Origin of the sequence: Cedecea neteri, from assembly GCF_000758325.1 — a bacterium.
GTDB lineage: Bacteria > Pseudomonadota > Gammaproteobacteria > Enterobacterales > Enterobacteriaceae > Cedecea > Cedecea neteri_B.
In genome coordinates this window covers 3,271,060-3,290,169 of sequence record NZ_CP009459.1, presented here as the reverse complement: position 1 = coordinate 3,290,169, position 19,110 = coordinate 3,271,060, and the positions used below count along the sequence as shown (strand labels likewise).

Below are 19,110 nucleotides of genomic sequence, written 5' to 3'. Positions count from 1 at the left end.
TTCTTTAACCGTGCAAAAATGCTACTGCATCTGTTCCAGACTGGCCTTTTTCGTTTTGCGGTTATAAAGACACAGCTCTTTGCCCGGCACAGGCTGGCTGTTCTTAAATTTGTAGTTGCCTGAAATCACCACCGCCGAGTAACCGACCTCGTCGCTGAAGTCAGTCCGCTTCCCTTCGATCTTTTTCTCCTGCAGGGCACTGATGGCAAGACAGCTTTTTTGCACGTCTTTATCCAACTGCTGCCAGGCCGCTTCCGAGGAAGCCAGGCTGCTAAAGGTCGTCAGTAATACCGGGATTGCGGCAAGAGCATATCGCTTCTTCATGAACACCTCGAAAACAAACGGATAACGGGGTTTCACCCCCCTCAGGCGAATAATCTAAAACATTATCCGCCCGGAATTATCTGTATTGTAGCCAATGCCCGGTATCACTTGCCCAGCTTCGACAGCATCTCCGGGCGCATAAACTTATGGATGACCAGCATAAACAGCAGCGATGGCACCAGCAAAATCAGCGCGGTAATGGACGACACCTGGTAATTCCCGGACATGCTGGCGTTGTAAAGCAGCAGCGGCAGCGTGGTTATATCCGGCGCGCCGACGAAAAAGGTACCGGTAAACTCATCCAGCGATTCAAGGAACACGAAGATCCCGGCCGCCATGATCCCCGGTAAAGCCTGCGGCAGCACGATATGCCAGAAGGTAAACAGCGGCCCTGCCCCTAAATTGCGCGATGCCCGCGCCAGCAGTGGATCAATCGCCGAAAATGCAGCCACGCAAATCCACACTGAATACATCAGGCCATGCACGCTGTGCACCAGCACTACGCCAGCCACCGTGCCATTCAGCCCCCACTGATAGAACAGCCGCGCGATGTTCATATATACCGTCAGGTTCGGAAACGCCTGCGGGATCAAAAACAGCAGCATAAATATCACCCGGAACGGCATCGCCCGGCGGGAAAGCGCGTACCCTGCAGGAACGGAAATCAGCAGGCAAACCAGCACCGACAGCACGGCAATAAACACGCTGGTCAGCAGCGAGCCGGACACATTGCTGTACGGGCTAAACACCTGATACCAGTACTTTAATCCCCACTGGCTCGGCAAGATATGCGGATAAAACCAGCTTTCCGCCACCGTCCAGACCAGCAGGTTCAGCAGCGGGCCAAACATTGCAAACAGCATAAAGGCCAGCAGCAGCCCCTGCAGCGGCAGGCCAAATCGGCCTTTCATCAGGCTCATGCTTCCCCTCCTTTCTGGCGCAGGCTGTGGCGCAGATAAAACCAGGACAACGCGCCGCAAATCAGCAGCGAGATCACGCCCAGCGCGTTAGCCACCGAATAATCGCTATAGGAGTTCACGCGGAATGCCATGTCCACGGTAATCATCGTTGGCGTCCCGGTGCCAATCATCAGCGGCACGGACAGCACGGACATCATGGTCACTGTGGAAAGCACCAGCGCGACACCAATAGCCGGTAACACCTGCGGCAAAATAATGTCGAACAGAATGCGAACGCGTGAAGCCCCCAGGTTTCTGGCCGCCAGAACCTGCGAAGGCTCCAGCGCCGCCATCGCCCCGCAAATCAGCAAGGTGGCAAACGCCAGCTGTTTCCAGACAAAGGTAATGATGATCCCTTTCCAGCCGAGCCAGGAAATCGTGTCCAGCGGCTGTACCAGATCGCTGGCGACCAGCAGGTTATTCATCAGGCCGTTTTTGGCGAGAAACGTGCGCATCATCTGCGCGGCAACGATAAACGGAATAAACAGCGGCAGGCGATAAAGCATGCCCAGCAGCCGAACAACGGGGCGGCAGGCAGAAAGCGTTATCACCGCCGAGATCGTAATCGACAACACGGCAAGCAGCGCAACCGACACCAGCACGATAAACACCGTGAACAGGATATCGTTTGAATACAGCGTCAGGACTTTGGCAAAGTGCTGTAACGTCAGCGCCCCGGCATCAGAAGTAAAGGCGGCCACCAGAGAAAAGCCCAGCGGGTACAGAAAAAGCACCACAATCATCAGCGCGGCGGGGATCACCAGCAGCAGATAGTTTAGCGAAACGCGCATAGTAAACCTTTGAGCTTGAGCGTGGCGCCCGGCCTGAACCGGGCGCCGGGACAGGATTAGTTAGACACCTGGCTTTCGTACCCTTCTTTGATGTCGTCAAAGTAAGGCGCGATCGGGAAGCTTTTGCCGAAGTCGGCGAGCGCTTTCGGGGAAATCTCGGCAAACAGTTTGCTCCAGGTTGCGTCGTCCAGCTTCGGTTTGACGTATTTCGCGTCAATGCCCGGATACCAGTTGAACTGCTTCACGATCCCGTCGGCCTGCACTTCCGGGCTGGTTGCCAGCGCAATAAACTCACGCGCCAGTTCAGGCTGTGCAGCTTTAGCCGGCGTGACGTAATACATCGGCTGCCCCGGCATGCCCGGTGAAAGCAAGGCAAGCTTGATGGACGGCGGCAGTTTGCCCTGATCTTTCCAGGTGTAGAACATATCCACCCAGACCGGTCCCATGGCTATTTCCCCTCGGGTCAGCATGTCTAAGGTTCCGGCGTTGCCCGGCGTAAAAGTCACGTTCTTATTAAACGCTTTCAGCTTCTCGAACGCCTGCGACCAGTTTTTCTCTACGCCTTTATCGTAAGGTAAGGCGGACAAACGCTGGGCGTCGGTGCCGTAGGCGTAGATCCAGCCGACAACAAAACTGACGCCGGACATGCCGTTTTTAATGCCATTGTAGCCAAACGCCTGCGGGTGTTTCGCCGCCCACTCAACCAGCTCGTCGTAAGAGGCCGGTGGTGCCTTCATGGTTTCGCTGTTCCAGGCGATGGCCGTCTGGCTCAGGAACATCGGCATCACATAGCCGTCCACGTTCACGCCCAGCGCATTTTTGGCGTTATCTGCGGTGACCATGCTGCCCGTTTTAATTTGCTGGCGGTATTTTTCCAGCAGCCCTTTTTCCACCAGTTCGCCGCCCGCTTTCTGGTGCACCACAGCCACGTCGATATCCCAGGTTTTCGCCCCGCTCTGCTGCTGAGCACTCAGTTTTTCAATGATTTTATTCGAGCCTGCGTCCCCCGGCCCGGTGCCGACGACGCGCACTTTCACCCCTGGATGCGCGGCCTCAAACTTTGGCCCCAGCCAGGTTTTGACATAATCCACCATATTCTGGTCACCTGCGGTGGCCACGTTTAAAACGGTTTCCGCCTGTACGCCATAACTTAAAAACAGCGCCGTGACGGCGGCAAGCCTGGTTTTAGTAAACATAATTACCCCTCAGAGAAATAGAATGGTTCAAGCCGTGTGGGACGAACTAAAAATATGCAGGGCTGACTCAGGCACATGCAGCCTGACTTTTGTATTCAGCGGCAAATTATCAACAGAATCGGCATGGAAAAGACGCTGCCGACAGCGAATGGCATAGCGGTAGTTGTGGCCAATAAAAGCATTCTGCTCAACCACCCCTTCAAGCGTTAATCCACTCTCCGGGAAAGCTTTATTTAATGATGAAAGCGCGGCATCCGAACTTCTGAAATAGATTTCCTGGTCGCCACTGTTATTTAGCGAGGCCAGGCCCAACGCCTGTATTTCTTCCGCCGTAATACGGTTATCGGCGCCCATAAAATCAGCCACAAACGGCGTGGCGGGCTTTTGGTAAATCTCTTCCGGGGTTCCAGTTTGCTCGATTTGCCCGTTATTCAGCACTACAATGCGGTCGGCCATCACCAGCGCTTCCTGCTGGTCGTGGGTGACAATCACCGAGGTAAAACCCAGTTTTTTCTGTAGCTGCTTGATTTCATGGCGCACGTTCAGCCGGACTTTGGCGTCCAGGTTCGACAGCGGTTCATCCAGCACCAGCACGTCTGGCTCAATGGCCAGCGCGCGCGCCAGGGCCACGCGCTGCCGCTGCCCGCCGGAAAGCTCAGTGATTTTCGCCCCGGCCAGGCCGTTCAGGTTCACCATTTGCAAGAGTTCAAGCACTCTCGCCTGAATAGCATCCCGCCGCCACTTGCGGAGCTTCAGGCCATACCCAATATTTTGTTCCACCGTCAAATGCGGCCACAGCGCATAGCTTTGAAATACCATGGTGATATTTCGCTGTTCCGGTGGACTTTGGGTGATGTTATTTCCGGCCACAACAATGTGGCCCTGCTTTACCGGAATAAACCCACACAAAGCGTTTAATAACGTTGTTTTCCCGCAACCAGACGGGCCAAGCAATGCAATCATCTCGCCTTTCTTCACGGCAAGATTAATTTCTTTTAGCACCACCTTTTCGCCGTAACTAATTTGCAGGTGCGCCATTTCCAGGTAGCTCATAACGGTGTCCGGGATATCTGTTTATGTCTTTTTTTGCTCTGAATGAACACGTGTTCATTTCGCTGTAAAAAAAATGAAACGCCGCTCAGAGATGATGTGAGCCTACTGTGGCGTGTCTTTGTGACACTTTAATTAACCGCGATAAATTTTTAGCGAGGGGCAATGAAAATCGACGTGCTTGGCTGCGGCAGCGCTTTCTCCCGCTGGCAAAATACTTCCGCGCTGCGGATTGTTGATGACGAAAACCGGCAATGGCTTATCGACTGCGGCCCTACCGTGCCCCGCGCGCTGTGGCAGCGCGGCGGCGGTATCAACGACATCGACGTACTGTTTTTCACCCACGTACATCCCGACCACTGCACCGGGTTAACGGCGCTGCTCAATCACTGGAAGAGTTTTGCTCGCCAAAAGCCGCTGGTGATCTACAGCCAGCCGGAACAGCGAGAGGTGTTGATGCAGCTGGCGTCGCTCGCCAACTGGCCAGAACCTTCTCTCTGTTTCCCTATCGAATGGCGCGACAGCGAAGCGGATTTCCACTGGCATCACTGGCGGGTTCGTACCGCCCCCACCCGCCATGAAATGCCGAATCTGGCGCTGCGCGTGGATATTCGGGAATATGCCTTGTTCTATAGTGGCGACGGGCGGCCAACCGAAGCTTCCATCGCACTGATGGCCGGCGTGGACCTGGCGTTTCAGGAGTGCGCCTCGCTGTCTGAGCTGGCGGAGGACGCGTCCCACGGTGATTTCCCCGGCTGCCTGAAGCTGTTTACGTCCCTGGGGCTGCCGTCGCTGGGGTTGTACCATTGTAACGATGCCATTTTGCCCGCGCTGAAGCTGGCCTGCCGTCCTCACGCCGGGCTGTTCGTCAGCCAGGACGGGCTGCAGTACGACTTCCACCAGCAGCGGTTTTACACTGAGGATTATTTGCCTTGAGTTCGTCGATACATAAACAAAGCGTGACCGCCGAAGACGTGGCCCGCCGGGCGGGCGTTTCACGCGCTGTGGTTTCTCGCGCACTGAGCAATAACGGCAGTATTTCCCCTGCCACGCGGGAACGTGTGCTGCAGGTAGCCGAAGAGCTGGGTTATCAGGTCAATTTTCTTGCTCAGGGGCTTAATCGCCGACGCAGCCATCTGATTGGCGTCATCGTGTCTCGCATCAACGATCCGTTTCGCAGCAGTTTGCTTGATGGCCTGCTCAGTGAAATTCAGCGCAACGGCTTCCAGGCTCTGGTCACGGAGATCCGCTCTGAGCAGGAGCTGGCGGAAACGCTACGCCATTTCACTCAGTTTCGCGTCTCCGGCGTCATCGTCACCTCCGGCAAACCGCCCGAAGCGCTGGTGAACGAATGCGTGCAGCAGCATATCCCGGTGGTCGGCATCAACCGCCAGCCCGACATTCCCGGCGTGGATTACGTCTGCTCGGATAACGCCGCCGGGGCGGTGCTGGCCGCCGAACAGCTGCTCAACAGCGGGTGCAAACATTTTGGCTGGCTCAACAATCACTCTTCTACCTGGGCTGGCAGAATGCGCGGCGAGGCGTTCCGCCAGGCGCTAACCGACAGTGGCGTAAGCGTTGAGCCAAACCTTGTGTCGCTGCTTTGTGCAGAGGAAGGCTATGAAGGCGGCTGGCAGGCGGCAGAAGCTGTCACGCAGATACCCGACGGTATTTTCTGCGCCAACGCGCAGCTGGCCTGTGGCTTTCTCGACGGAATGCGCCAGCGCGGCAAATATGCTCCGCAGGATTTTCAGCTGATCGGCTTCGACAACACGCCACAAACGGCGCAGTACAGCTACCGGCTCACCACCCTTAACCAGGACGTGGCGGAAATCTCCCGGCTGGCGCTGGCTCACCTGCTGGAGCGCGCCCGCACGCCTTCACAGCCTTCACGCACCAGTTGGGTGAAGGTCAACATGATTCACCGACACACGTCGATTTCCCTTACTTAAGAGCAAAACATGACCGAACAACAGCTACAGGCGTTAAGCACGTTAATCCGCGAAGCGGGCGCCCGCGCCCAGGCACTGCGCGATGCAGGCTTAAAAGTTGAGAAAAAAGGCCGTCAGGATTTTGTCTCCCAGGCGGACGTCCTGGTTGAGAAAGAGATCAAAACCTGGCTGAAAGAACATTGCCCGCAGGACGGCTTTCTGGGGGAAGAAAGCGGCCTGGAGGAAGGCGAACGTGGCATCTGGGTGCTCGATCCGGTTGACGGCACCACTAACTTTATTCTTGGCATGGACTATTGGTGCGTCTCCCTCGCGTACGTCAGGCAAAACGTGATTGAGCTGGGGATTATCTATGCCCCAGACCGCGACGAGTTCTTTTTTGCCCGGCACGGTGCAGGCGCATTCCTGAACGGCAAACCACTCAAGCTTCACGATCCTTCCCCGGAAAGCGTAGTCATCGGCCTGGGTCGCTCGAGCCGGGCACCGGTTCCACTTTATGCGCGTACCATAGAGGGTGTTCTGAACGACGGTATGGAATACCGCCGTTTTGGCGCAGGCGCGCTGATGCTGGCGCACGTTGCCGCGGGCCAGGTTCACGCCTACTACGAGGAGCATATGAACAGCTGGGACGCGCTGGCCGGGCTGCTGCTGATCACCGAGTCTGGCGGCAGCAGTACTGCGTTTCTCGCCAACGGAGGCCTGTTGAAGGGTAATCTGGTACTGGCCGGCTGCACCAGCGTGCAGGAAAGGTTAATGGCGCTGCTGGAAGCCTGAAAGACAAAACCCGCGGCCTACTTCGCGGGTTCCCTCCCCTTAGCGATCGATCACAAAGTCTTCGTCATTGGTTCGCCAGCGCAGCGGTGGCGACAGGCTGTCATTCCCTTCCCTGAGAAAACGACGCTGTTCCAGCTCGACTCGCGATGTATCCTCATGGGCTTTTTCTTCCCGCATAATAGTCACCCGGGCATCTAAAAACGCGTTCAGCCAGGCCTGCTCGCTGCCACCCTGTGCGGGTGTTTCAGCGACTTTTTTTGCCGCCGCGCGAATGCCACCGAACGCCTCTCGCTGGTTACCCGGCCCATGCATCACCAGCGCATCATAATAGATAAACTGCCCGAGCGTGCTCAGCCCATCTTCTTTTGCTTGTTTGACGGCAGGCTCTAGATACTGCTCCGTCAGGATTTCATCCTGTGCTTTCCTGAAAGCAGGATCGCTGGCGGCACTTTTCCAGGCGCTTACAAAATCAGGATCAAGTCCAGTATGGGCGCTGCTTTTTTCTTCCGCGAGCGTTTTCAAGGCAGGCTGATACTTCGCAAGCGGATTAGCCGCCCGCTTTGAAGTGTAACGCTCCACAACGTCGAGCATATCGCCATTGGCGGAAGTGAAACCGATCAGACCGGCGGTATAGCCGCGATCGTCGTCGATATCTTCTATGTAGGCATACTGTTTTCGCCAGTCCAGCGAGGAATTTTCCGCGCTGGACACCAGCTGCATGGCGATCTCCCTTTTGGCTGGAGACAGCAGATCCACGGCAAAAGCCTGAGACACCAGGCAGAACCCAATCAGTAAAAATACGCCAGATTTTGCTGACAGCATCTTGTTCCCCTGAAAGATCGTTCACGATGTAGACCGGCGAGTTTCAGATTGGTTCTCAGTAAAACTGTTATCCCTTTTTCGTGTCTCTCTGTTTCTACATCCCAGACGTGGCGCGGCCTACAATCGAGCCGAATAATTTGCTATGCGGAGTTCTGCATGTTCGGTTTAGACGCTTTTCATCTGGCGAGGATTCAGTTTGCTTTCACTGTCTCCTTCCACATTATTTTCCCGGCCATCACTATCGGGCTTGCCAGCTACCTCGCGGTACTTGAGGGGCTCTGGCTTAAGTCTAAAAATCCGGTTTACCGCTCGCTGTACCACTTCTGGTCGAAGATTTTTGCCGTTAACTTTGGCATGGGGGTGGTCTCCGGGCTGGTGATGGCCTACCAGTTCGGCACCAACTGGAGCGGGTTTTCCCAGTTTGCCGGCAGCATAACCGGCCCGCTGCTGACCTACGAAGTGCTGACCGCCTTCTTCCTTGAAGCCGGTTTTCTTGGCGTGATGCTGTTCGGCTGGAACCGCGTTGGCCCCGGCCTGCACTTCTTCGCCACCTGCATGGTGGCTCTCGGGACCATTATTTCTACTTTCTGGATCCTCGCCTCAAACAGCTGGATGCAAACCCCGCAGGGCTTTGAGATCCACAACGGGCAGGTCGTACCGGTAGACTGGCTGGCGGTGGTCTTTAACCCCTCATTCCCTTATCGCCTGCTGCATATGTCGGTCGCGGCGTTCCTCAGCAGCGCCTTTTTCGTGGGAGCCTCTGCCGCCTGGCACCTGCTGCGCGGCAATGACACGCCAGCCATTCGCACCATGTTTTCAATGGCCCTGTGGATGGCGGTGATTGTCGCCCCCCTTCAGGCAATGATCGGCGACATGCACGGCCTGAACACGCTCAAGCATCAGCCGGCTAAAATCGCCGCCATTGAAGGGCATTGGGAAAACCGTCCCGGCGAGCCAACGCCGCTGCTGCTGTTCGGTCTGCCGGATATGGATCAGGAACGCACCCGCTTTGGTCTGGAAATCCCGGCGCTCGGCAGCCTGATCCTCACCCACAGTCTGGAAAAACAGGTGCCTGCCCTGAAAGAGTTCCCGAAAGAGGACCGCCCTAACTCGCCGATTGTCTTTTGGTCGTTCCGCGTTATGGCCGGCTTAGGCATGCTGATGATCCTGCTCGGCATCGCCAGCCTGTGGCTTCGCTACCGAGACCGGCTGTTTAAGAGCCGCCCGTTCCTGCGCTTTGCGCTGTGGATGGGGCCATCGGGGCTGATTGCCATTCTCGCCGGGTGGATTACGACGGAGGTAGGCCGTCAACCGTGGGTGGTTTATGGCCTGCTGCGCACCAAAGATGCCGTGTCTGCCCACGGCACGCTGCAAATGAGCCTCAGCCTGGCCGCTTTCTTTGTGGTGTACATGTCGGTGTTTGGCGTCGGCTACGGCTACATGATCAGGCTCATCAAAAAAGGCCCGCAGCCGTTCGATGGCCATCCGGCACAAGGTACCCCGTCCCGCCCGCTCTCTGCGGTCGCTGAATCACTCGAGGAGACACGCTAATGGGCATCGATTTATCCGTTATTTGGTTTGTGATTATCGTTTTTGCCACCCTGATGTATATCGTGATGGACGGTTTTGATTTGGGGATTGGCATTCTGTTCCCGTTTATTCGCGTGGCCGAAGACCGGGATGTGATGGTCAACAGCGTAGCTCCCGTCTGGGACGGGAATGAAACCTGGCTGGTGCTGGGCGGTGCCGCCCTGTTTGGCGCCTTCCCGCTGGCGTATGCGGTTATCGTCGATGCCCTGACTATCCCACTCACGCTGATGCTGGTGGGGCTGATTTTTCGCGGTGTCGCCTTCGAGTTCCGCTTTAAGGCCACGCCAGCGCACCGCCCCTTCTGGGACAAAGCCTTCCTGGGGGGATCTATTCTGGCAACTTTTTGCCAGGGTATCGCCGTCGGAGCCGTTATCTCAGGCTTTTCAGTCAGCGGGCGGCATTTTTCCGGCAGCCAGCTTGACTGGTTGACGCCGTTCAACCTGTTCTGCGGCCTGGGCCTGGTCATAGCCTACGCTTTACTGGGTGCCACCTGGCTGGTGATGAAAAGCGAAGATCCGCTGCAAAGAAGAATGCGGAGCCTGACCCCGGCATTGCTGCTGGCGCTGTTAGCCGTGATAGCGGTGATTAGTCTCTGGACACCACTTCGCCATGCGAATATTGCAGAGCGCTGGTTCTCCCTGCCAAATCTGCTGTTCCTGCTGCCGGTCCCGCTGCTTGTGGTGCTGTTCAGCCTGTGGCTTTGGCGGAGTGTTCGGTCGGCAAGCAGCCTGCACGCCACGCCATTCGTGCTAACGCTAGGGCTGGTTTTCCTGGGCTTTAGCGGGCTGGGCATCAGCATCTGGCCAAATATAATTCCACCGGATATCACGCTGTGGCAGGCTGCAGCGCCACCGCAAAGCCAGGGCTTTATGCTGGTTGGCGCGCTGTTTATTATTCCGATCATTCTGGTCTACACCTTCTGGAGCTATTACGTGTTCCGCGGGAAGGTGCAGCCTGGAGAGGGCTACCACTGATGAAAGAGACTGCTAAACGTGTCCTGTGGATGGTTATTCTATGGAGCGCCAGCGTATTTACGCTGGCCGCGGTGGGAATGGGATTTCGCCTGCTGATGACCGCAGCAGGCTTTAAATCTTAATATTCTGAACTATATTATACGGAAAGGAAATGTTGTTCTTTCCGCGAAAACAAGCTGCACACCGATGGATGTAAAATTGATTTTATTTGAAACTGTGCTAATTCTTTAATGCGTTAATGAGGAAAAACAGTTAACCATTTCAATGAAACATTCAGAGGATGACAAAGATGAAATATATGCTACCCGCTTTGGCTTTAACGCTGTTAGTTTCATCACCTGTTTTTGCGGCAAAACAAATTACTCACGAAGAATCATCTGGTTATACAAAAGTTGGCGACCTTTCCCTGGAGCAAGATGGCACCCCGACCGTCGGGCATAAGGATTTATCCAAAGAGGTAAATCAAAAATGTGAAGCGTCCAACGTGAAGCCTGCTGACTGCTTTTATGTGATTGTCGCCGCCACCGGCGATGAGTCTAATCATAAAAATATTAACATCGAAGTATTCAAAAAATAAAATCCAGACGGCCCTAAATACAGGGCCGTCATTCATTTTTATTTCACTTCTGTTTTCACACTGGCCTGCGGCACATTACGATATTGTAATATTCCTCTGGCAACATCTAAATAACGCAACGAGAAATACACTCTGTCCTGCCCCGCTGCGGGTTTGATCGACATTAAGCGCTGCTGCTCAGCGGTTGAAACAGGCTCTGCGCTAAAGTGAGCGCTATTTTTATCCTGACGGAAGAGTTCGATAACCTCACCGCTGCTTTGCGTTTGCCGGTACAGCTCCCGCGCAGCGGGCGTTAACACGCCCGTCCCGGCCCCGTCCTGCACCCAGATTTTCACCCCACTGTGGCTCAAGGTGGTCACCCATTTTTGGTAGCCATCCGGCGACATATTGCCGGCAAAGAAGCTGCTGACGGCCACCGGTTTATCGGCCACCGAAGCGAGAGACTCATGGGTTTTTGTCAGCCACGCCAGTGCGGCCTGCTGCATATCCGGGCTTCGCCAGCGGCGGTCGTCCAGCTCGCTGCTGATATACCAGCCCGCAATGTTTTCAGCCCCAAGCACCTGCGTCCAGCGAGTGGCAACCGCCACATCCCGTGCGCGCAGCAGGTTAAAGTAACTTTCCAGCGCAGTGAGCGGTTGATTTTGCCGTTCGAAGAATTTATCGTCCGCGGCCAGGCCCAGCACCAGCTTCAACCCGCTGTTTTTTACCAGGCGAGCCTTCCCTTCCAGCCAGTTTTGCGGTTCCCCGCCGGCGAAGGCGTCTCCATAGCGGCTCCACTGAAAGACCAGAGTATCAATGCCCTGTTGCTTCAACTGCGCCAGCATCGTGGCCCATTGCCGATCGGTCATCGACATATCACGCAGTTGGGGCTGATACATTACCGCGTTAATGGCAAAGGCAGACGCCGGGCAAAACAGCACGGCCGCCAGCGTTAATGCCGGAGTAAATTTCATTACCAACGCACTCCTATGGTAAGGAACAGACTGTTTTTGGAATCTATATCGCGGTTGCGGCCATCGAATACTCGCTGGTATTCCAGCCCTACGCTAGCCTTGTGAGGATAAGCATCATAGTGCGTTTCACCAAACCAGGTGTTATAGCGAACGCCAATCCCACCGAGCCTGTTATCAGCACTCACTGAATGCCGCGTCTGGTTGTTGTACTGCACATGCCAGTAGGGTTCTATTGTGCTCCGTCCAGAGACCTTGTGGTGCCAGCTTTGGCGGTAATCGGCCGTGTACAGCTGATAGTCGTATTTCACGAAATGCGCCGCGTCCAGATATAGATTCTGTGCAAACCAGCCTTTACCCAGCGGGTGCCAGTCATCACTGTACTCCCCACCGTTCAGGAACGAAGCGCTGGCGCGCAGCATCATATCCGTCCGGGCATCGTTCGCCTTATCGAGAGGAAGCTGCTGCTCCACCGCAAGGTAAATAACCTGCTCGCGCAATGGCTTCCAGCGAACCCCCATCCCTACCATCGGCTGGTAGATAGGCGCGATATTGCTGTGCCCAGCGCTGCCGCCAAACAGCCGGGTGTAAACCGAAAGCTGATCGCCATCCAGAATTTGATTCTGACCAATGCGGTACTCAGCTTCTGCCTGGCCATAGCTGCGGTTGCTTTTATCGCGTGAGACACCGCTGCCCGCGCCCGCTTCATTTTTAGAGGCAGAGGTCAGGCCCAGCGAACTGTCAAAGGAGAACGTCCAGCGTCGCTGGCTATCTTCGTGCACGCGGCGGAAAGCGAAGCGCTCTTTTTGCTGTGCGTCGGTTAAGCCTTTGGACGGGGTCAGCGTGTTGTCGATATCATCCACAACGCGCTCGCTGTAGCGTTTGGTTTGCGGCTTGTCATCCAGCCGCTGGTTGATATAAACCATCTGTCGTAGGATTTCCGGCGAGTCAGGCATGGTTTGTAACGCCTGCTCCAGCTCGCTGCGTGCGCCGGGCATATCTCCCGCTTTAAACAGCGCAAAACCGCGCGTGGCGTGATCCTGATCCGGAGGGGTTTCAAAATTCAGCTCCGGCATGGCTCGCTGCCAGGCTACCTGCCGCCAGTAGTCAAGCGCGGCGCTGTCTTTCGCCAGCCACGCACTACGCGCTGCGGCACGAATATCTTCATCGCTAAGCGTTTTAACCGGCACGCTCCGCAGGCTGCTTTGCGCCAGCGCGTAGTCTTCTACGGCAAACGCCAGATAAGCTACCTGCCGTGCATAGTAAGGATTAGCATCGCGGGATTGAGCCTGCTGGGCGGCATACAGCGCCATTCCCGGCGCGGTCTGCTGATAGCATTCCGCGAGATGCGACCAGCTCTGCGCGTCGTACTGCGGCGACATGTCGCCCAGGATAGTGATGACTTTATCGCACTGGTCTTTAAGCACGCGGGCCTGCGCCATACGAATTTCAGCGGCGGAAAGTGGTTTTGGCTTCACGACCGGCAGCGTGGCCGCCGGTAGCTTCAATCCGCCCCAGGTCACCATCAGATAGCGCCAGTTATGTTTTTCACTGTCCGTATCAAAGGCGGGTTTGTGGCTGGCCAGGTAATTTTCCAGTTCGGGGTGTTTCTTGCGCTCCGCCAGGGACTGCGCGTACGCCAGCTGCATGCCCGGCGTGTTCATGACGCCCTGTTGCTGGAGATCCAGAATACGGCGGTCGCGCCCAAGATGAAGCAGGATGGCAAACCACTGCTGATACTGCTCCTCGCTCAGCGTTGCCAGCCTGTCCTGGAGGGCAAAACCGCGATCGGCTGTTTGCCATTCCTGCAGATAAATAGCGCGCTGAGTCAGGTTGTTAATGAGCGTGTGCCCAGCAGGCGAGGTGCGAAACGCATCGTCATTAAACTGCTGCAGCGCGATGTCCAGCGCCCCAAGCTTAACGGCAAAGTTACCCACTTCGGCGCGACACGCCACGGAAGGAGAAGCGTTGCATTCATCGTTAAATGCCAGCAGTTGCTCGCGAGTTGTCACATTTTTAGCTGGACGAGGAATAGCGTCCCGCGCCTGACGGACTTGCGCATTGTCGGGCGTTTTGCGCAGTTGCTCATTCAGCAGCGCGATTGCTTTATCGTCATGGTGAAAATGGCGATACGCTTCGGCAAGCCAGAGCGTCAGTCGGACGCTATCCGGGGCCAGCTCGCGGGCGTGCTGAAAACTGCTGATGGCACGCTGCTCATCGTTGGCTTTCAGCGCTTTTTGCGCACGTTCAATGTGTGGATACACCTTGAAGTAGCGGTAATCGCTTAACCCCAGATCCTCTTTCGAACCTTCAGTGGCCGCCAGGGAATACCCGGCGATCATCAGGCCACAAGTTAAAATGGCTAACGGTTTAAGGCTGAACTTCATGCTATTTCTCCTGCAAGGCTGGAGATTTGCAGGCTGCTTAACCCGGCTTTATGCATCAGCCCACTCAAAGAAGGCTGGAGTATTTTCTGCTGTTCCAGCGCGTGATCGACCGCGTGTTGGTCGACAACTTGTTCCTGCACCAGGAAATCACCAAACTGCATTTCGCTGCGTTCATAGCGCAGCAGTACCGCTTTCAGTACCGCCTCATCCAGGTGACTTTCCGTAATCAGCACTTCGGCAAACAAAATTTGCCCGGAGACATACTCCTGCCAGATAGCCTCGGCCTGCTCCGGACTTAGCATTTCCGCATTGACTGCTCTGGTGAGCAGTTCCGACGGGTCGTTCTCAGACTGGAGATACCACCGCCGTAGCCCCACCACAACTTCACCGCGCGGCACGATAATGTAGCTCACTGGACGCTGAACTTTGCGCCCCAGCGCAGCAAGAGAAACGGGGTCAATGGCGCTTTCGCTGGCAAAAATCAGCGTTCCCTGCTCCTCACGTAGCGGTAGCACCGCGTAGTGCAGCGCCACATTTGCCGACACCGATTTAACCAACTTCTCATCTAAACGACGGCTGTCGATGATTTCCATCGGCACGCTTGCCTGTTCTGCAAGAGCACGCGCTAGCTGTTGGGCCGTAATCACCCCGCGGTTAACGAGGCTGCCCCCGAGTTTGAGGCCAGGTACTCTGTTTTGCAGCGCATCCATCAGCTGCTCTTCGCTAATAACGCCCTGGCTGACCAGAATTTCACCCAGCGGACGCAGCGCACGGTTGCGGGTATTGACGGTCGGGAAGTCATGGGTTGTTTTATCCCAGGCCACGCGCCTCGGGTCACCATGCTGAATCACCTGACGAATCGCACGCCAGTTGGCCATAAAGTTGATCAAGTTGCCCCAGAACAGGCGTGGAATGGACATCAGTCCCTGCCCTAAGCCGTAGTAACCGGTGACGAAAATAATTCGCTGTAAAATTCGGTTGGCCATCAGGAAAAAGTTTATCCACAACAGGGTGCTGAGCCATGCGCCGCCGACAAAGATCGACAGGAACTGCCAGGCGCCTTCAACGCTGCGCTGATAAATTAACAGCGCCACCAGCTGCAGCATCACCAGCATGGCGGCAAAGCTCAGAAAGTTAGCCACGGCGCCTTTCCTGTCGCGCCACAGGAAGTAGTTAAGTACCCAATTGTTACTCCAGCGATGCGTCTTAAATCCCTGAAAAACAATACCAATAATCCAGCGGGATTTTTGACGCACCGCCGTCGTGTACGTATCCGGGAAATATTCACGCACGCAGATCACTTTTGCGGTGCGTTTACGCTGGCCGAACGGCCTTGCGGAACGATCGGTGTCATCCACCACCGGGAAACGACAGAATATTTCCTCCATGCCTTTTTGCCGCAGGCGGAAACCGATGTCATAGTCTTCGGTCAGACTTTGCACATCAAAGGCGATACCGTCACCATCAGCAAGCAGCGCCAGCACCGCGCGGCGACTGAAGCAGGTGCCAACGCCAGCGCTTGGCACCTGGCCTGCCAGCGCCTCACGCACCGGGACATCTTTACCGTGCAGCTCGGAGAACTCGTCGAGATAGCTCAGGCTGGTGAAATGGGTCCAGCTGCGCTCAAAGGGGTAAACCGGAATCTGAATTAAATCTTTACGGTCAACGAGATAATTGAACAGCCGCAGTTCCATCGGGGAAATAACATCTTCTGCATCATGCAGAATAAACCCTGAAAAGGAGAACCGGGCGTTACGCTCAAACTGCAAAATCGCATCAAGGATGTTATTCAGACAGTCGGCTTTACTGGTGGGGCCTGGGCGGGCGCAAACCACTTTGTGAACGTTAGGGAAACGGGCACACACCTCATCGACGTCGCGCTGCGTGTCAGGGTCGTTGGGGTATGTACCGACGAAAATATGGTAGTTTTCGTAGTCGAGCGTGCTTGCCGCAAGGCTCGCCATATTGCCAATGACGCCGGTTTCATTCCAGGCCGGTACCATAATGGCAAGCGGCTTTTCCTGTGGTTCATACAGCTGCTTATAGCCTAAATGGTTATGCCGACGATAAACGGTACAGGCGCGCCAAAGGCGGCGGACCCAGAATACAATATCAATAAACAGATCGTCGATTCCGCTGATAAGCATCAGAATCGCCAACCCAATCGCTATGACCTTCAACCCATACAGATAAGTAGAAAAATAGTCTACTAACCAGTCCATGCCTCACCCCAGAGGTTATTTATCGTTAACGACATCTCCCGACATCACAGGCATAAAGTTATGCCTTAGAATGTTACCGGTATCATAAGTGACAGGAATATTCATATAAAGAACAATATCTCGCTATTTTCTTTCCTCAACATTAAAGAATCCACCTATTAACCGAAAAGTCAGCGAAATACTCTTTAATTAACAAATTAAACAGTTCATAAACATTCATCAGGATGAATACGCCTTTTTACTTATCCGTCTTTCGAAAAATACGGCACCAGGTCAAAATAACGCTCCGCAACCGCCGTCTCTCACTGGATACACCGACATGACCTACAGCTGGCTTATTCTCGCAATCGTTGCCGAAGTGATTGCTACCACCGCGTTAAAACTTTCCGATGGTTTCAGCCGCCTGTGGCCAAGCGTCGTCACGATTCTTTTTTATGCTGTCGCATTTTACGCGCTATCTATTACCATGCGCACTATCCCAACCGGGATCATTTATGCCATCTGGTCCGGCGCCGGCATCGTGCTGATTGGCATGATTGGCTGGCTTTTCCTCGGGCAGAAACTCGACTGGCCTGCACTGGCAGGGATGGCGCTGATTATACTTGGTGTGCTGGTTATTAACCTCTTTTCTAAATCCGTTGCTCATTAACCAACTCCTTCCGGGCTGTCTTATCACGGCGGCCCGGGTCTGTTAGTTTTGCTCGGCCACCATAATGGCCATCGTGTCCGGCTCCAGCGCCCGGAAAATATGCGGCTGATCTGCCGGGTAGCAAATATAGTCCCCGACGCCCAGCTCTGCGGCAGATTCCGTCAGGCCGACCAGCGCCCGCCCCTGCGTCACAATCATATGTTCCACCGAACCCGGCGGATGCGGCTCTGACAGCCTTGGCGTGCCGGGCTGCGCTTCGACCAGATAGATATCCCGACGCACGCCTGGAGGACAGGTTGCCAGCAAAATAGCGACATAATTAGCCTGTTCGGCGGCAATGCGGCTGCCTTCTCCCCGGCGAATAATCTGCGTTCTGGCACTCTGCGGCTCCAGCAGCGTGGCGAACGGGATATTCAACGCCACGCACAGCGCCCAAAGCGTCTCCAGGCTAGGATTGCCGTTCCCGGCCTCCAGCTGTGAAAGCGTGGATTTCGCAATCCCGGCTCTGCGGGCCACTTCCGCCAGCGACAGACCCGCACGGCCGCGTTCCCGCACCAGGCTTTTGGCGATAGTGTCTATTGGCTGGGTCATAAAACTCCCCTACTGTTCGATAAAATGAACGATTCGTTCGCTTGATATGGTAGCAGATTGCGGTCATTATAATGGCGATTTCGTTCGATATGGAAAACATTCAATGATGCGCGAACACCTCCGCACCCTGCCCGGAGACACCAAAAAAGCGATTTTCCTGGTCTGCCTTGCCGTCGGCGTCGTGGGCGTGTCCTACGGCTCCCTTGCGATGGCCTACGGCTTCCCGCTCTGGCTGCCGGTTCTGGCCTCTTTCGTCGTGCTGGCGGGGGCATCCGAATTTATGTTTATCGGCATTATCGCCAGCGGCGGTAATCCTTTTGCCGCCGCGATGGCCGGCCTGCTGGTCAACGCCAGGCATATTCCGTTTGGCGTCGCCGTGCGGGAACTGGTGGGCACGCGCCTGCTAAGCCTGCTGGGCTGCCATATCATGAACGACGAGAGCGTCGTGTTCGGGCTTTCCCAGGCCACGCCTGAAAAACGCAAAGCCGCCTACTGGCTCTGCGGGGCTGGCGTCGCACTCTTCTGGCCCGCAGGTACGCTGCTCGGCGCAGGCGTTGGCAGCCTGCTTCCCTCCCCGGAGGTTATCGGCCTGGACGCTGTTTTCCCGGCTATCCTGTTGGCGCTGGTGATCCCGGCGTTTAAAAGCCGTACCACCCTGGTTCGCGCCTCGACCGGAGCCGCCATTTCACTTGCCGCTACGCCTTTCGCCCCCGTTGGCCTGCCGGTGCTGCTTTCAATGCTGGGCCTGCTGGCGAGGAAAAAATAATGACCAATACATTTACCGTGCTTGCCGGACTGGCTGTACTGTCCGCGGGAACCTGGCTGATGCGCTTTAGCGGCGCAAAGCTAGGCAGCAAGCTGGCGCTTTCCGAACGCTCACAAAAGCTGCTTAATGACGGGGCAACGACGCTGCTGTTTTCCGTGGCGCTGGCAACCACCTTTTTTGAAGGCGCTCATTTCGCCGGATACGCCAGGTTTGCAGGCGTTGCCGTGGCCGTATTCCTTGCCTGGCGCAAAGTGCCACTGATTTTTGTCATTATCGCTGCGGCTCTGGTGACCGCGCTCCTTCGCCTCGCCGGTATTCACTGATGGGCTGCCGCTTTTGCGCGGCCCTTCGCATATTCAGCCTTAACCACAGCGCAACAAAACGCCTTCCTTGCCCGTTTTTACCTTGCTGACAAACCTTTAAATCACTTTTGATTCGCCGAATAGTTTCGCACTGGGATTATCGCTAGAGTAGCCAGGTTCCGTGCTGACAAAGCCCCTCACCCCGGCCCTCTCCCCTGAGGGGAGAGGGGGAAATCA

The 19,110-nt window shown here is 55.5% G+C and carries 20 protein-coding genes; 10 read left to right on the top strand and 10 right to left on the bottom strand.

What is annotated here, in order from left to right:
* Nucleotides 1-21: 21 nt before the first annotated feature.
* The 5 genes from LH86_RS15420 to LH86_RS15400 form a co-directional block, all read right to left on the bottom strand.
* Complete coding sequence (locus LH86_RS15420) at nt 22-324, bottom strand: hypothetical protein (protein WP_052045593.1); 303 nt, start codon at nt 322-324, stop codon at nt 22-24.
* Between the two features lie 104 nt (nt 325-428).
* Entirely contained in the window at nt 429-1,244 is an 816-nt protein-coding gene (locus LH86_RS15415) for an ABC transporter permease (protein ID WP_039303034.1), read from the bottom strand.
* Nucleotides 1,241-2,074: an ABC transporter permease gene (locus tag LH86_RS15410; protein ID WP_039303031.1), complete on the bottom strand. Its 834-nt coding sequence runs from the start codon at nt 2,072-2,074 to the stop codon at nt 1,241-1,243. Before LH86_RS15410 ends, LH86_RS15415 begins: the two co-directional genes overlap by 4 nt.
* A 56-nt stretch (nt 2,075-2,130) precedes the next feature.
* On the bottom strand, nt 2,131-3,270 hold the full coding sequence (locus tag LH86_RS15405; protein ID WP_039303030.1) for an extracellular solute-binding protein: 1,140 nt from the start codon (nt 3,268-3,270) through the stop codon (nt 2,131-2,133).
* A 27-nt stretch (nt 3,271-3,297) separates the two neighbouring features.
* On the bottom strand, nt 3,298-4,323 hold the full coding sequence (locus LH86_RS15400; RefSeq protein ID WP_039303026.1) for an ABC transporter ATP-binding protein: 1,026 nt from the start codon (nt 4,321-4,323) through the stop codon (nt 3,298-3,300).
* Nucleotides 4,324-4,485: 162 nt separating this feature from the next.
* Here LH86_RS15400 and LH86_RS15395 point away from each other — a divergent pair, with 162 nt between their 5' ends.
* From LH86_RS15395 to LH86_RS15385, 3 genes are read left to right on the top strand one after another with little or no spacing between them, the layout of a single operon-like run.
* Complete coding sequence (locus tag LH86_RS15395) at nt 4,486-5,256, top strand: MBL fold metallo-hydrolase (protein WP_039303023.1); 771 nt, start codon at nt 4,486-4,488, stop codon at nt 5,254-5,256.
* Nucleotides 5,257-5,264: 8 nt separating this feature from the next.
* On the top strand, nt 5,265-6,272 hold the full coding sequence (locus LH86_RS15390; RefSeq protein ID WP_197061714.1) for a LacI family DNA-binding transcriptional regulator: 1,008 nt from the start codon (nt 5,265-5,267) through the stop codon (nt 6,270-6,272).
* 9 nt (nt 6,273-6,281) lie between these two features.
* The gene (locus LH86_RS15385) at nt 6,282-7,043 is read left to right on the top strand and encodes an inositol monophosphatase family protein (RefSeq protein WP_039303018.1); all 762 of its coding nucleotides are present in this window, start codon (nt 6,282-6,284) and stop codon (nt 7,041-7,043) included.
* Nucleotides 7,044-7,082: 39 nt separating this feature from the next.
* Here the strand turns inward: LH86_RS15385 and LH86_RS15380 are convergent, their stop codons facing one another.
* Nucleotides 7,083-7,865, bottom strand: a complete 783-nt coding sequence (locus LH86_RS15380) for a chitosanase (RefSeq protein ID WP_039303016.1) — start codon at nt 7,863-7,865, stop codon at nt 7,083-7,085.
* A 156-nt stretch (nt 7,866-8,021) separates the two neighbouring features.
* Here LH86_RS15380 and LH86_RS15375 point away from each other — a divergent pair, with 156 nt between their 5' ends.
* The 4 genes from LH86_RS15375 (at nt 8,022) to LH86_RS15365 (ending at nt 11,006) form a co-directional block, all read left to right on the top strand.
* Complete coding sequence (locus tag LH86_RS15375) at nt 8,022-9,416, top strand: cytochrome ubiquinol oxidase subunit I (RefSeq protein ID WP_039303013.1); 1,395 nt, start codon at nt 8,022-8,024, stop codon at nt 9,414-9,416.
* Nucleotides 9,416-10,429 carry a cytochrome d ubiquinol oxidase subunit II gene (cydB, locus tag LH86_RS15370; protein ID WP_039303010.1) on the top strand — a complete coding sequence of 338 codons (1,014 nt, stop codon included), beginning with the start codon at nt 9,416-9,418 and terminating at the stop codon, nt 10,427-10,429. The genes LH86_RS15375 and cydB overlap by 1 nt, the downstream gene beginning before the upstream one ends.
* Nucleotides 10,429-10,551 carry a DUF2474 domain-containing protein gene (locus tag LH86_RS22160; protein ID WP_071842839.1) on the top strand — a complete coding sequence of 41 codons (123 nt, stop codon included), beginning with the start codon at nt 10,429-10,431 and terminating at the stop codon, nt 10,549-10,551. Before cydB ends, LH86_RS22160 begins: the two co-directional genes overlap by 1 nt.
* Before the next feature lie 167 nt (nt 10,552-10,718).
* Nucleotides 10,719-11,006: a hypothetical protein gene (locus LH86_RS15365; RefSeq protein ID WP_039303009.1), complete on the top strand. Its 288-nt coding sequence runs from the start codon at nt 10,719-10,721 to the stop codon at nt 11,004-11,006.
* Nucleotides 11,007-11,044: 38 nt separating this feature from the next.
* On the opposite strand, the gene LH86_RS15360 is transcribed toward LH86_RS15365, so the two are convergent.
* From LH86_RS15360 to nrfB, 3 genes are read right to left on the bottom strand one after another with little or no spacing between them, the layout of a single operon-like run.
* The gene (locus LH86_RS15360) at nt 11,045-11,959 is read right to left on the bottom strand and encodes a DUF4434 domain-containing protein (protein ID WP_039303006.1); all 915 of its coding nucleotides are present in this window, start codon (nt 11,957-11,959) and stop codon (nt 11,045-11,047) included.
* A complete protein-coding gene (locus LH86_RS15355) occupies nt 11,959-14,343 on the bottom strand; it encodes an NfrA family protein (RefSeq protein WP_039303003.1) in 2,385 nt (794 codons plus the stop codon). The genes LH86_RS15360 and LH86_RS15355 overlap by 1 nt, the downstream gene beginning before the upstream one ends.
* Nucleotides 14,340-16,565, bottom strand: coding sequence for a cyclic di-3',5'-guanylate-activated glycosyltransferase NrfB (nrfB, locus tag LH86_RS15350; protein WP_039303001.1), 2,226 nt, complete (start codon nt 16,563-16,565; stop codon nt 14,340-14,342). The genes LH86_RS15355 and nrfB overlap by 4 nt, the downstream gene beginning before the upstream one ends.
* A gap of 319 nt (nt 16,566-16,884) precedes the next feature.
* Here nrfB and LH86_RS15345 point away from each other — a divergent pair, with 319 nt between their 5' ends.
* On the top strand, nt 16,885-17,214 hold the full coding sequence (locus tag LH86_RS15345) for an SMR family transporter (RefSeq protein WP_008461433.1): 330 nt from the start codon (nt 16,885-16,887) through the stop codon (nt 17,212-17,214).
* 42 nt (nt 17,215-17,256) lie between these two features.
* Here the strand turns inward: LH86_RS15345 and LH86_RS15340 are convergent, their stop codons facing one another.
* A complete protein-coding gene (locus tag LH86_RS15340) occupies nt 17,257-17,805 on the bottom strand; it encodes a helix-turn-helix domain-containing protein (RefSeq protein WP_039293271.1) in 549 nt (182 codons plus the stop codon).
* A gap of 106 nt (nt 17,806-17,911) precedes the next feature.
* Here LH86_RS15340 and LH86_RS15335 point away from each other — a divergent pair, with 106 nt between their 5' ends.
* Both LH86_RS15335 and LH86_RS15330 read left to right on the top strand, forming a co-directional pair.
* On the top strand, nt 17,912-18,571 hold the full coding sequence (locus tag LH86_RS15335; RefSeq protein ID WP_039306238.1) for an AzlC family ABC transporter permease: 660 nt from the start codon (nt 17,912-17,914) through the stop codon (nt 18,569-18,571).
* Nucleotides 18,571-18,894, top strand: coding sequence for an AzlD domain-containing protein (locus LH86_RS15330; RefSeq protein ID WP_039302996.1), 324 nt, complete (start codon nt 18,571-18,573; stop codon nt 18,892-18,894). Before LH86_RS15335 ends, LH86_RS15330 begins: the two co-directional genes overlap by 1 nt.
* The last annotated feature ends 216 nt before the right edge of the window (nt 18,895-19,110 follow it).